Annotated in this window: 11 protein-coding genes; 7 read left to right on the forward strand and 4 right to left on the reverse strand. The window is 70.0% G+C overall.

What is annotated here, in order from left to right; translation table 11 throughout:
- Positions 1-1,074 carry a succinyl-diaminopimelate desuccinylase gene (dapE, locus tag HH310_RS35075; protein ID WP_169180039.1) on the reverse strand — a complete coding sequence of 358 codons (1,074 nt, stop codon included), beginning with the start codon at positions 1,072-1,074 and terminating at the stop codon, positions 1-3.
- 58 nt (positions 1,075-1,132) lie between these two features.
- Here dapE and argH point away from each other — a divergent pair, with 58 nt between their 5' ends.
- Positions 1,133-2,563, forward strand: a complete 1,431-nt coding sequence (argH, locus tag HH310_RS35080; RefSeq protein ID WP_312034528.1) for an argininosuccinate lyase — start codon at positions 1,133-1,135, stop codon at positions 2,561-2,563.
- Between the two features lie 802 nt (positions 2,564-3,365).
- On the opposite strand, the gene HH310_RS35090 is transcribed toward argH, so the two are convergent.
- Positions 3,366-4,433: a winged helix DNA-binding domain-containing protein gene (locus HH310_RS35090; RefSeq protein ID WP_169180040.1), complete on the reverse strand. Its 1,068-nt coding sequence runs from the start codon at positions 4,431-4,433 to the stop codon at positions 3,366-3,368.
- A gap of 460 nt (positions 4,434-4,893) precedes the next feature.
- On the opposite strand from HH310_RS35090, the gene HH310_RS35095 reads away from it, so the two are divergent.
- Complete coding sequence (locus HH310_RS35095; RefSeq protein WP_169180041.1) at positions 4,894-5,499, forward strand: response regulator transcription factor; 606 nt, start codon at positions 4,894-4,896, stop codon at positions 5,497-5,499.
- Positions 5,500-5,540: 41 nt separating this feature from the next.
- A complete protein-coding gene (locus HH310_RS35100) occupies positions 5,541-6,098 on the forward strand; it encodes a VanZ family protein (protein ID WP_169180042.1) in 558 nt (185 codons plus the stop codon).
- Here the strand turns inward: HH310_RS35100 and HH310_RS35105 are convergent.
- Positions 6,057-7,118, reverse strand: coding sequence for a glycosyltransferase (locus HH310_RS35105; RefSeq protein WP_169180043.1), 1,062 nt, complete (start codon positions 7,116-7,118; stop codon positions 6,057-6,059). The genes HH310_RS35100 and HH310_RS35105 overlap by 42 nt on opposite strands.
- A gap of 373 nt (positions 7,119-7,491) precedes the next feature.
- On the opposite strand from HH310_RS35105, the gene HH310_RS35110 reads away from it, so the two are divergent.
- Genes HH310_RS35110 through HH310_RS35125 form a run of 4 tightly spaced genes read left to right on the forward strand, consistent with a single transcriptional unit; the run spans position 7,492 to position 12,405 of the window.
- Positions 7,492-9,444 (forward strand): nucleoside-diphosphate sugar epimerase/dehydratase, encoded by a 1,953-nt coding sequence (locus HH310_RS35110; RefSeq protein WP_169180044.1) that lies wholly within the window; start codon positions 7,492-7,494, stop codon positions 9,442-9,444.
- A gap of 18 nt (positions 9,445-9,462) precedes the next feature.
- On the forward strand, positions 9,463-10,719 hold the full coding sequence (locus tag HH310_RS35115) for a nucleotide sugar dehydrogenase (RefSeq protein ID WP_169180045.1): 1,257 nt from the start codon (positions 9,463-9,465) through the stop codon (positions 10,717-10,719).
- A gap of 14 nt (positions 10,720-10,733) precedes the next feature.
- Entirely contained in the window at positions 10,734-11,378 is a 645-nt protein-coding gene (locus HH310_RS35120; RefSeq protein ID WP_312034529.1) for a sugar transferase, read from the forward strand.
- Positions 11,368-12,405: a hypothetical protein gene (locus tag HH310_RS35125; RefSeq protein ID WP_169180046.1), complete on the forward strand. Its 1,038-nt coding sequence runs from the start codon at positions 11,368-11,370 to the stop codon at positions 12,403-12,405. The genes HH310_RS35120 and HH310_RS35125 overlap by 11 nt, the downstream gene beginning before the upstream one ends.
- On the opposite strand, the gene HH310_RS35130 is transcribed toward HH310_RS35125, so the two are convergent.
- Positions 12,373-13,386: a GNAT family N-acetyltransferase gene (locus HH310_RS35130; protein ID WP_169180047.1), complete on the reverse strand. Its 1,014-nt coding sequence runs from the start codon at positions 13,384-13,386 to the stop codon at positions 12,373-12,375. The genes HH310_RS35125 and HH310_RS35130 overlap by 33 nt on opposite strands.
- Positions 13,387-13,418 lie beyond the last annotated feature (32 nt).

Consider the following 13,418-nt stretch of genomic DNA (forward strand, 5'->3'; position numbering starts at 1 on the left):
TCAGGCCAGCCAGCGGGTGAGGATGTCCAGGCACTCCCGGATGTCGCTGGTGGGGCAGAACTCGTTGTCGGTGTGCGCGAGGTTGGGGTCGCCCGGCCCGAAGTTGACGGCCGGGATGCCCAGCGCGGCGAACCGGGACACGTCGGTCCAGCCCAGCTTGGCCACCGGCTCGCGGCCGACCGCGTCGGCGAACGCGCGGGCGGCCGGGTGGTCCAGGCCGGGCCGCGCGCCCGGGGCCGAGTCGGCGACGGTGAGCTCGTAACCGGCGAAGACCTCCCGCAGATGCTGCTCGGCCGCGGCCGGGTCGCGGTCGGGGGCGAAGCGGTAGTTGACCGAGATCGTGCAGCGGTCCGGGATGACGTTGCCGGCGATGCCGCCCTCGATGCGCACCGCGTTGAGGCCCTCGTGGTAGCGCAGGCCGTCGACCGCGGGCTCGCGCGGCTCGTAGCGCCGGAGCCGGTCGAGCACCTCACCGGCCGCGTGGATCGCGTTCACCCCGAGCCAGGAGCGGGCCGCGTGCGAGGCCCGGCCGGGCACGGTGATCTCGACCCGCATCGTGCCCTGGCAGCCGCCCTCGATCCCCGCGTTCGACGGCTCGCCGAGGATCGCGAAGTCGCCGGCCAGCCAGTCCGGGTGCTCGCGGACCAGCCGGCCGAGACCGTTGAGCCGCGCCGCGACCTCCTCATGGTCGTAGAAGACGTAGGTCACGTCGTAACGCGGGCTCGCCAGCAGCGCCGCCGCCTTGAGAAACACCGCGTCACCGGCCTTCATGTCGGCGGTGCCGCGCCCGTGGATCGTCTCGTCGTCGCCGCTGCCGGTCATCGTCGTCGGCAGGTTGTCCTTGATCGGGACGGTGTCGAGGTGCCCGGCCAGCACCACGCGGGTCGGCCGGCCGAGGTTGGTGCGGGCCACGATCGCGTCGCCGTCGCGCCGGACCTCCAGATGCGGGTACGCCTTGAGCGCCACCTCAACCGCATCGGCGATCTCCTTCTCCGCGCCGCTGACCGAGTTGATGTCGCACAGCGCGCGGGTGAGGGTGACGACGTCGTTGCTGAGATCGATCGTGGGAGTCATTCCCGCGACTTTAGTTCCCGTCCGGACCGCTAGGGTTCCGGCGGTGGAAGGAGACAGCGTGTCGGACAGCGATGGTGCTACGCGACTGTGGGGTGCCCGGTTCTCCGGCGGCCCGGCGGACGCGCTCGCGCGCCTCAGCGTGAGCGTGCAGTTCGACTGGCGCCTCGCGCCCTACGATCTGCTCGCCTCGCGGGCGCACGCCCGGGTGCTGTCGAGGGCCGGGCTGCTCGACCCGGCCGAGCTGGGCCAGATCCTGGCCGCGCTCGACGACCTCGAGCAGGCGTGCGCCACCGGCGAGTTCCGGCCCACGGTCGACGACGAGGACGTGCACACCGCGCTCGAACGCGGGCTGCTGGAACGGCTCGGATCGCTGGGCGGCAAGCTGCGCGCCGGGCGTTCACGCAACGACCAGGTGGCCACCGATCTGCGGCTCTACCTGCGCGATCACGCGCGCGGGCTGGCGGTGTCGGTGGTCGAGCTGGCCGACGCGCTGACCGAGCAGGCGTCCCGCAACATCGACACCCCGGCGCCGGGCATGACGCACGTGCAGCACGCTCAGCCGGTCACGTTCGGGCATTGGCTGCTCGCGCACGTTCAGCCGCTGCTGCGTGATCTCGACCGGTTGCGGGACTGGGACGGGCGTACGGCGATCTCGCCCTTGGGGTCGGGTGCGCTGGCCGGCTCGTCGTTGCCGCTCGACCCGGCCGCGGTGGCCAAGGAGCTGGGGTTCACCGCGCCCGCGCCGAACTCGATGGACGCGGTGGCCGACCGCGACTTCGTGGCCGAGTTCCTGTTCGTGACCGCGCTGATCGGGGTGCACCTCTCCCGGCTCGGCGAGGAGGTGGTGCTGTGGACGTCGACCGAGTTCGGCTGGGTGGAGCTCGACGACGCCTTCGCCACCGGGTCGTCGATCATGCCGCAGAAGAAGAACGCGGACATCGCCGAGCTGGCCCGCGGCAAGAGTGGCCGGCTCATCGGCGGCCTGATCGCGGTGCTGACCATGCTCAAGGGCCTGCCGCTGACCTACGACCGGGACATGCAGGAGGACAAGGAGCCGGCGTTCGACGCGATCGAGACGCTGTCGCTGCTGCTGCCGGCGCTGGCCGGCATGATCTCCACGATGACCGTACGCGTCGACCGCCTCGCCGCGGCCGCACCGGTGGGCTTCTCGCTGGCCACCGAGGTCGCCGACTGGCTGGTGCGCAAGGGCGTCCCGTTCCGCGACGCCCACGAGATCACCGGCAAGCTGGTGGCGCTGTGCTCGGTGCGCGAGTGCGAGCTGGAGGACCTCACCGACGACGACCTGAAGACGGTCAGCGAGCACCTCGACCCGTCGGTGCGCGAGGTGATGTCGGTGGAGTCGGCGCTGGCCGCCCGCACCACGCCGGGCTCGACCGGCCCGGGTCCGGTGGCCGAGCAGCTCGCCCAGGTGCAGCACCGGCTCGACACGTGGCGGCAGTGGGCCGTCGAAAAAGTCGTGCCACGCTGAGAGCCTGCGGGGAGTTGTGACGGTGTGCGTTTGCCGAGCTCCCGCGTGGGAAGTTTCGCCGCTGGGCCGACCCCGAAACGAATGCTCGTTCGCGGAGCCGACCCTCGGCGGCAGCCGCTACCTGCGAGCGGACGGCGGCCGGCGCAGTGCCGCCTGTGCCCGAATGGGGAATCAATCCTCTGGCTGCCCGCGCCACGGGCTAGACCTAACCGTGGTGGTCGGCGGTGAGTGCCCTCGTCGCGGCCTGGCCGGTGGCGCGGTAGCGAGAGAGCTGAGGCCCTGTGGTGATCCACTCGCGGCCGGGCGGTCCCGCTATGTGGACACCGCGGCCACATCATGGATTTTTGGCAACCTTGGAGAGTTACGCCCACATACGAGCCATAACTTTCCAAGGTTCACATTCGGCCGGAAAAACCTGCCGGACGAAAGCCTCATTGCGTGACGAAGGTACTCTCTACAATGGACGCGGGTCCCACATCGTGGACGGTGGATCCGTGATGCGGACGCGGGTCTCAGCAGGCGGACGCTCGTCTCACGGAATGGAAGCCCGCGCGGCCGCGCGCCGGGCCCAGCCGTCCAGCGGCCCAGCCGACCTGGCGAGTATCGGGAAATGTCGGATATGCGGGCGGGGGGCGGCGGGCTGGCGGACGGACGGACGGCGATCAGATCGCTGATCAGCTACGGCCATTGAGTCGTCGACGGCCATTGACTCGTCCACGGCCATTGACTCGTCCTCGGCCATTGACTCGTCCACGGCCACTGACTCGTCCACGGCCACTGACTCGGCTTAGGACTTACTCGGCTAGTCGTCGCGGAAGGCGATCTCGTGGGGCGCATCAGGGGCCAGGAACGCGAGCAACTGGGCGCCCTCGGCCGATATCTCGGCGCGCTCGCGCGCGGTGAGGCGCCGGAACGGGCGTACGGTCAAACGGCCTTTCGTCTCTTTCCATGTCGCCGCGACGAAACCGTCGACCAGCAGCGACCGCGGCATCTCCATGTTTCCGCCGCCCCACCCCTGGCTGGTGTAGTCGACGTCGCCGAGCACCCGGCGGCGGTCGTCGTGCGAGAGCAGCAGGTTGTCGAAGTCGTAGAGGAATCGCACCGGCGCCGGCGTTTCCGGGTCGGGGCGCGGCGCGTCCGGCAGGTCGAAATACCCGCCGGGCAGCGCCACCAACGACGGTCGCAGCCGCTCGAACACCTCGGCGAGCCGGGTCAGCCCGGACCACTGCTGGCAGTCCAGCACGGTCGCCGGTCCGAAAGCCGACAGATAACTCAATACCAGCCGATCTACCGGCGCATCGATCAGCGGCGCGGGGAAGACGTGGTGCGCCGCCTTTCCCCTGCGTCCCCAGAGACCGCGCGGCGGGGACTGCGCCAGCGGCAGCCACGCCCGGGCCGCGTTGCCCAGGGCCAGCGGGTCGCGTCCCGGCCAGCGCACGGCCAGTTCGCGGCCCAGCTCGGTGAAGGTCATCGGCCGTTCCGCGAGCGCCTTGCGGGCCAGCGCCGCCAGTTCGTCCCGGTCGACGTCGCGCAGGTCGCGGCCGAACGCGCCCATCGTGCCGCGGTGGATGACCGGGTCGACCAGCGGCCGCAACCATCGGGCGTCGTCGGCGGCGACGAGGTGGATGGTCCCGCGCATCAGCGCCATCCGCACCAGCAACCCGTCGGCGAGCAGGTCGGAGGTGGCCGCCGGCGAGTAACCGGCCAGGCGCGTCCATAAACCGACGTACCAGGTCTGCGCGGTCTGCGCCTGCAGCCCGCCCACCCGGCTCAGCGCCTCCGGGACGGAGATGTCGGCGCGCCGCAGCAGCAACTGCCGCGCGAGCGTCGCCCGATTGAGGGCACGAAGGGCTCGAAGTCCGGTTGTCATACGAACCACGCTATCGACGATTGCGGTCAGGAATCGACCGCAATCAAACGCACGGAAATGGGCGAAATTTCCGGAGAAGGCGGCCGATGGGGGAAAGTCAACTTTTGCAATTGGTAAGAGGTTGATCTCGGGCGGATTTCGCCTGGTCTATTCAGAAGATCCGGTGTAGTTGCCTCGGCTGATCGGCTAGCGCCGGTTGCGATGAGTGTCCCAGACGTTACGGTGAGAAGACGTCGTGGCGAACCCTGAACTTGGCACAGATGCACTCTGACTTGCGCGAACACTTGCTAGAACTCTCATCCACTCGGCCGCCGGGCCGAATTTTTCATGCCACCGACCAAGCCGGCGGGCCGTCGGTCACGAATTGACTCGTGGCGATACAGAGGAAGTACTCCCAGGGTGCCGGACGGGCCGTCGGAAGGTCCGGACGGGGCAGGCGTCCAGCGGTGAGGTGGTGTGCATGATCCGGGTTCTGACGGTCCGCGACGAGGGATACTTCGGCGTCCCGGTGCGATCGCTGCTGGAATCGCATCCGGACATGAATTACGTCGCCACCCTGACCTTCGACGAGGATCTCGTGCAATCCGCCGCGGTGCTGTGGCCGGACGTGATCGTCATCGACACCGAATACATGGTCAGCCAGGTGCTCCCGTTCGCCGAGGAACTGCACGCCGCGATCGGCTCCTGCGCCATGCTGATGCTCTGCGACCCGGCCAAGCGCGGCATGCTCCCGCCCCGGCATCGCCGCCGCTCGCTCAACTTCCTGCTCAAGGACGCGTCCAGCGCGCTGCTGGCCGACTCGGTGCGGCGCCTCGCGGCCGGCGAGCACGTCGTCTCCCCGCGTCTGCAGGCCGCCTCGCTGAACATCGATCGCGGCCTGACCACCCGGGAGCTGGAGGTGCTGGGTCTCGCGGCGCAGGGCGACTCGGTGAAGGAGATCGCGGGCCGGCTCTATCTGTCCGGCGGCACGGTCCGCAACTACCTGTCGGCCATCATCTCGAAGACCGGCGCGCGCAACCGCCTCGACGCGATCCGCATCGCCCGCCGGGACGGCTGGCTCCGCTGATACCCGACGGCTCACATCATCGCGACGTAGCGTGGTCGGGGATGCACACCATTCCCGCCTTGCCCGTGCTCGTCCCGCTGGGGCTCGTCCTGATGGGCGCGTCGTGGCTCGCGCTGCGTAAACAGGGCCCGTGGCGGGTCGGCGCGGCCTGGCTCGCGGTGTGGTATGCGGTCGCCGTCCTGGGCGCCACCATGCTCCCGCTCGACCTGGACTGGGGTCCGTACGCGGGGGACCCGCAACTGTTCCGGATCATCCTGGTGCCGATCCTCGAGATGCGGCCCGACGACTTCCTGCTGAACACGATCATGACGCTGCCGCTGGCGCTGGTGCTGCGCCTGGCGTTCGGCATCAAGGACCGCGGCCGCGTGGTGCTCATCGGCTTCCTCGCCAGCCTGACCATCGAGACCACGCAGGCGCTGCTGGTCCTGGTGCTGCACGGCAACCGGTGGGCGGACGTGAACGACCTCTGCTCGAACACGTTGGGCGCGCTGCTCGGCTGGTACGCGCTGCAGCACCTGATGCGCTACGCCGCCGCGCGCAGACTCGTGGAGCGCGCCTCACCCCGGCCCGAACCGGTCGTAGATCCGGCCCACCGATAACGCCATCTGGTCGGCTTCGTAGCCCTTGCCCGCCGAGCGCGCCGGCAGCCGCTCCCCATGACGTTCGTCGAGCAGCAGCACCTCGGTGCGCAGCGCCCGCGGCAACGACTCCGGGTCGTGCGGGGAGAGCCGCCGGCAGTCGTCCACGTCGGTGCGCCCGGCCAGCGGCGTACAGGATCCGAAGAGCGCGGGCAGCCCGGCCGCCATCGCCTCCAGCACCACCAGGCCGAACGTGTCGGTGGCCGGCGAGGCGAAGATGTCCATGGCGCACAACATCTCCCGCGCGTGCGGCACCTGCCCGGCGAACAGCACCCGGTCGGCCACCCCCTCGATGGCCGCGAGCCCCTCCAGCGCCGCGCGTGCCGGGCCGTCGCCGACCAGCAGCAGCGTCGCGCCGGGCACCTCGCCGATCGCCCGGATGAGCCGCTCGAACTGTTTGCGCGGCTCGAGCCGGCCGACCCCGCCGACGACCGGGGTGCGGTCGCCGATCCCGAGGCGGGCGCGGACCGCGGCGCGTACGGCCGGGTCGTATCGGAATTCGGACATGTCCACGGCCCGCGGAATCACTTCGATGCGTTCCCCCGGTACGCCCCAGCGCCGCAACGGTTCGGCCAGCTCGTCGGACGCGGTCACGGTCACCTGCGCGTACCGCCGGCCGGCCAGGAACAGCACGCCGGGCACCCGGGGCAGCCGGTGCTCGGTGGCGACCGCGACCGGCACCCCGGCCCAGCGCGCGGCCGCCCGCCCGGGCACCCCGGCCCGGAACAGATGCGTGTGCACCAGGTCGAACCGGCCGCGCCGCATCAGCCGGCGCAGCTTACGGACCACCGTCAGATGGCGATCGCCAGCGGTGTCGAGCTCGTGCACCGGCACGCCGGAAGCGCGTATCGCGGCGGCGACCGGCCCGCCCGCCGTCAGCGTCACCACCTCGTTCTGGTGGGGGAGCCGGCGCACCAGCATCCGCAGCTGATGTCCGCCGGCGTCGGCGGCCGCGGCGCCGATCACATGCAGAACTCTCACGTTCCGGATGTGCGGTGCGCGCCAGGATACGTCAATTTTCCGCCCCCCGGTCGACTCGGTCGGGAATTTGCTTTTGCCGCCCCTGTGAAGGGACGTTGGCAGAATTTAGGGAACGGTGAAAGTTGTAAATGTCATAGGTGACGTGAAAACTCCTCATATCATCCGTGACATTTATTCCCCGGCCGATCGTAGTGTCCGGTTCGGTCCTGAAGTCGTTGTGTAGCAACCGATCGGACAGAACGTGAAAGAGACTCACGTCGGTTGTGACAATTGCTACTGTATCGCTTCCCCGGATTTTGCCAGGCTCATTTCCGAGCGCTGCGAACCGCGCTTTTTCTCATTGTCGCCAGATGGCGCGCGCGAGGGGGAGTCCATGCTGGTTAGGCGTTCCGCACCCGGCGAGAACACCGAAGATTCCCACCCCGGCAATTGGCGCGGCCGGGCGGCGCGTTCCGGACTCGGTGGCCGTGCCGCCCGCGCGGCCGCCGACGCGCTCGCCCTGTCCCTCGCGATGCTGATCGCCACGCTGCTACGCCACGACGGCGATTTCTCGCACGTCGACCTGACCGGACTGCTGGTGCTGGCCAGCCTCGGCGCGGTGGTGCACACCGCGGCCGGCCTCCAATTCGGTCTCTACACCGGCCGATGGTCCTACGGCTGCTTCGAGGAGATCGCGGCGCTCGTCAAGACCGCGGCCCTCACCACCCCGCTGTTGTTCATTCTGGACACTCTGCTGGGCCGGCTCGTGCCGCGCTCGGCGATCATCGCGTCCGGCCTGATCACCCTGGTCATCGCGGCCGGCATCCGCTACACCGTGCGGCTCGCGCGCGACCAGCGGCTGCGGCCCTCGGCCGAGCACGGCGCCCGGATCGTCGTGGTCGGCGCGGGGGAGGGCGCCGCCCAGGTCGTGCGGGCCATGCTCCGCAGCCCGTCCAGCCCGTACGTGCCGGTGGCGCTGCTCGACGACGACCCGGCCAAGCGCAGCCTGCAGATCATGGGGGTGCCGGTCGCCGGCACCCGGCACGCGCTGCCCGAGGTGGTGCGCCGCTACCGCGCCGACGTGGTCCTCATCGCGATCCCCAGCGCCGGCGCCGAGCTGATGCGCACCCTGACCGAGCTCGCCGAGCCCCTCAACGTCGAGGTCAAGGTCGTGCCGCCGGTGGTCGAGCTGTTCGGCCGCACGGTCAGCGTCGACGACATCCGCCCGGTCAGCCACGCCGACCTGCTCGGCCGCCGGGAGACCGAGATCGACGTCGCCGCGATCGCCGGCTACCTGCAGGGCCGCCGCGTGCTGGTCACCGGCGCCGGCGGGTCGATCGGCTCGGAGCTGTGCCGCCAGCTCGCCCAGTTCCACCCGGAACGGCTGGTCATGCTGGACCGCGACGAGTCCGGCCTGCACGCGGTGCAGCTCTCGCTGGACGGGCGCGGCCTGCTCGACGACCGCAACCTGGTCGTCGCCGACATCCGCGACCAGCAACGCCTCGACGAGGTCTTCGCCGAGCACAAGCCGCAGGTCGTCTTCCACGCCGCCGCGCTCAAGCACCTCACCCTGCTGGAGATGCACCCGTCCGAGGCGCTCAAGACCAACATCGTCGGCACCTACCAGATCCTGCAGACCGCCCTGAAGCACGGCGTGGACCGGCTGGTCAACATCTCCACCGACAAGGCCGCCGATCCGATCAGCGTGCTCGGCTACTCCAAGCGCATCACCGAACGGCTGACCGCGGCGGCCGACGCCGCCACCAAGGGCACCTTCTGCAGCGTCCGGTTCGGCAACGTGCTGGGCAGCCGCGGCTCGGTACTGACCGCGTTCGCCGCGCAGGTCGAGGCCGGTGGGCCGATCACGGTCACCGACCCCGAGGTGGAGCGCTACTTCATGACGGTCCAGGAGGCCGTCCGCCTCGTCATCCAGGCCGGCGCACTGCACAGCGACGGCGAGGTCCTGGTGCTGGACATGGGCGACCCGGTCCGCATCGCCGACGTGGCCCGCCGGTTCGCCGACGCCGCCGAGCAGCACATCCAGATCGTCTACACCGGACTGCGGCCCGGCGAGAAGCTCAGCGAGGTGCTGCTCGGACCGGGCGAGACCGACCAGCGGCCGAACCACCCGCTCATCTCGCAGACCCCGGTGCCGCCGCTGGACGGCTCGGTGCTCTCCATGCTCGACCCCACCGCGCCCCGTGGCGAGCTCACCGCCTTCCTGCGCTGGCTCACCGAAAGCCCGGCGCTGCAGACGAAGGTCCGGGTCAACGGCAACGGACGCCGCGCCCGCAACCTCATCCCCCGTCAGCCGCAGTACACCGTGCGTCCGATCCGGCCGCGCTGAACCGAAGGAGAACCAAGCATGCGGGTTGTCATCGCCGGTCAGGGCTACGTCGGGCTGCCGCTCGCGGTCCGCGCCGCTCAGGTGGGTCACTCGGTGGTCGGCTTCGACGTCGACGAGGACCGGATCAAGCGGCTCGCCGCCGGGGAGTCCTACGTGGAGGACGTGTCGTCCGCCGAGCTGCAGGAGATCCTCGCGAGCGGCGCCTACCAGGCGTCCAGCGATCCGCGGTCCTGCGCCGGCTTCGACATCGCGGTGATCTCGGTGCCCACGCCGTTACGCGACGGCACGCCGGACCTCAGCTACATCGAGGCGTCCGCCCGGCTGCTCGGCCGGTACCTGCGGCCCGGCGCCACCGTCGCGCTCGAGTCGACCACCTACCCGGGCACCACGATCGACCTGGTCGGCCCGATCCTCGAGGAGCAGTCCGGGCTGATCGCCGGCACCGACTTCCACCTGGGCTACAGCCCCGAGCGCATCGACCCGGGCAACCGCGAGTACAACCTGGTCACCACGCCCAAGGTGGTCTCCGGCATCGACGAGGCGTCGCTGGCGAAGGTGCGCGAGTTCTACGGCTCGGTGGTCGAGACCACCGTCCCGGTCTCCGACACCAAGGTCGCCGAGCTCACCAAGCTGATCGAGAACACCTTCCGGCACGTCAACATCGCGCTGGTCAACGAGCTCGCGGTGTTCGCGCACGAGCTGGACATCGACGTGTGGGAGGCGATCGGCGCCGCGTCGTCCAAGCCGTTCGGCTACATGCGGTTCGTGCCCGGGCCCGGCGTCGGCGGGCACTGCCTGCCGATCGACCCGTCGTACCTGTCCTGGCGGGTGCAGCGGGCGCTCGGGCAGAGCTTCCGGTTCGTCGAGCTGGCCAACGACATCAACAACCACATGCCCGATTACGTCGTACGGCGGTTGGTCGAGGCCCTGAATCGGCAGAGGAAGTCGGTGAACGGCTCGACGATCCTGCTCCTCGGCCTCGCGTACAAGCGCAACACCGGCGACGCCCGCGAGTCCCCGGCCCGCCGCGTCGCGTCGTTGCTGCTGGACATGGGTGCCGAGGTGCGCGCCGCCGACCCGCACGTGGTCGAGGACGCGCACGTCGACCAGCGGGTGGTCCGGGTCGCCGCGACCGCCGAGCAGATCGCCGCCGCGGACGCGGTCGTGCTGCTCGCCGACCACGACGCCTTCGATCTCGACGCGGTGACCGCGCACGCCACGTACGTGCTGGACACCCGTCACCGACTTTCCGGCCCGACCGTCGAGACGCTGTAGCAGGAGGCCACACCGTGGGAGCCGTACGACTGCTCTGGGACGTCCTCAACCGCATCGCCGCCATCCTGGCGCTGATCCTGTTGTCGCCCGTGATCCTCGGCATCGCGCTGTGGATCCGGATCGCCGACGGCAAGGGCATCTTCTTCGTCCAGGACCGGGCCGGCCGCGACGGTGTCCCGTTCCGGATGATGAAGTTCCGCTCGATGGTGCACGACTCGGTCGCGATGACCACGAAACTGGGCATCGCCGACCCGTTCGGCCTGCTCGAGAACGATCCCCGGATCACCCGGTGCGGCCGGTTCCTGCGCCGCACCAGCCTCGACGAGCTGCCGCAGCTGATCAACGTGGCACGCGGCGACATGTGGCTGGTCGGCCCGCGCCCGGACGTGCTGCCGCAGGCCGCGAACTACTCCGACGAGGACCGCCGCCGGCTGGAGGTCAAGCCCGGCATCACCGGCTGGGCCCAGGTCAACGGCCGCGACGACATCGACTGGCCGCAGCGTTTCGTGCTGGACCGCTGGTACGTGGACCACTGGTCGCCGATGCTCGACCTGCGGATCATCTGGCGGACGTTCACCAGCCTGCATCGCGGTGAGCCGCCGGTGCACGTGGACGAGCTGAACATCGCGCGGGCCGAGGAAGTCCGTCGTGCCGCGTGAGATCGGCTCGGAGTTCCACTGGGACCCGAGCTACCTCACCGCGGCCACCGACGAGAGCCCGCTGCCCGCGCGGCACAAGCTGTTCGCGACCGGCTGCGGCGCGCTGACCGCCCTGTTGCGGCAGCTCGCACCCCGCGGCCGGCTGCATCTGCCGTCGTACTTCTGCATGGGGGTGGCCGAGGCGCTGTCGGAGACCGTGCGGATCTCCTGGTACCGGCATCTGCCGGACGCCGGCGGGCCGCGGCTGGAGACGCTGCGGGCCGGCCAGGGCGACGTCGTGCTGGCGCAGAACCTGTTCGGCCGCGAGACCGGCGAGGCCTGGAACGCCTGGATGGCGGCGCACCCGGACGTCGTGGTGATCGAGGACCACTCGCACGACCCGTTCAGCCGGTGGGCGCGCACCAGCCAGGCCGCCTACGCGGTGGCCTCCCTCCGCAAGACCCTGCCGCTGCCCGACGGCGGCCTGCTCTGGTCTCCGCAGGAACGAGCCTTGCCCAGCCCGTACGGGAATCCGCATGGCAGTGATTTGAAGCTCGTCGCCATGCTGCTGAAATCGGCCTGGCTGGCGGGTTCGGACGTGGACAAGACGGCGTTCCGGGCCTTGCAGCAGCGCGGCGAGCACGTGCTGCTCGGCAGTGCGGCCCCGGCCGGCGCCCTGACCACGGCGATCCTGCCGCTGCTGGACATCGAACGTCTACAACGGACGGCGACCGCGAACGTGCGGGCCATGGCCGAGATGCTGGGTATGCCCCCCGTCAAAGGGACGAACCCGTTCCGGCTGCAGATCCTACGCGAGACGCGGCAGGAGCGCGACGATCTGCTCGGCCACCTGGCCGCGAACGGCGTCTACGCGCCGGTGCACTGGCGGCAGGACCGCACCGGGCTGTGGAGCGGCGACGAGCAGGCGGCGGCGTTGTCGTCGCGCATGCTCACCCTCCCGGTCGATCACCGGTGCACCCCGGCCGACCTGCGCCGGCTGGCCGGGGTGCTCGGTTCACCGGTACGAGGGGAACCGGCCCGTCGTTGACGTGGTGGTCGGTTCCTCACCGGTCAGCTTCTCGTAGCCCACCGGATCGGTGACGACCCGCCAGGTGAAGAAATCGCTGCGCCCGGCCGAGAAGGCCGCCTTGTAGTGGAACAGCGAGTCGGCTGCGCCACCCACGCCGCCACCGAGATGGTAGATCTCGTTACCACGGTCCTGCCCCCAGCGGCGGATCGCGTCGTAGAGAAGCTTGTCGGCATGCGACACCCGGCCGTCCTTGGTGGACTGGAGATGGGTGTGCATGATCGTGCCGTACTCGAAGAACAGATTCCCGCCGAGCAGCTCGCCGTCCGCGGCGACCGCGGCCGCCAGGTGCGCCCGCTCGCCCAGCGCGTCGCGCAGCCGGCGAAAATAGTCCGTGGTGAAGAAGTAGAAGTCGGTCGCGTGCACCCGGCGCATGGTGGCGTGGTACGTCGCGATCCAGTCGTCGAAGTAGCCCCAGTCGTCAAAGACGATCTCCACGCCGGCTCGCTTCGCCTTGCCGATCTGGTTACGGCACGAGCGGTGGGTCTGCTTCCACATTTCCTCGTACGGAAGGGTCAGGTCGATGGTCACGGTCTGGCCGTGCTCCACCACGGTGCCCACGGAGGCGAGAGCCGCCCTCGGGGCCGGTAACAGCGGATTGAGCCGGACGAACGCCGTGATCACCCCCTGGGCCGCGAGCACGTCGGCCATGTGCCGGCCGGCCCGCTCCCAGAAACCCTGGTCCGCGGTCGTGGCGATCGGTCCCGGATACCCGTACGGCGACACCGCGTCCATCGAGGTGGTGTCCGGGATCTCCCGCAAAATCAGCGGAATCAGCAGGGTGTCGCCGTCGTCGTCGAACCGGAAGGCGGCGGGTGAGCCACCGGACATGCCGGCGTCCATCCGCACGTACGCCGGAAGGTGGTAGATGTCGTGCCGCATCCTGTCCAGCGCGTCGGTCCACCGTGAGTCCGCGGGTCTCAGCAAAGCGGCTATGGCCATGTGACATCCTCTCGTCGTAGGGGTATACAGCG

This window comes from Actinoplanes sp. TBRC 11911 (assembly GCF_012933445.1).
Classification (GTDB): Bacteria; Actinomycetota; Actinomycetes; order Mycobacteriales; family Micromonosporaceae; genus Actinoplanes.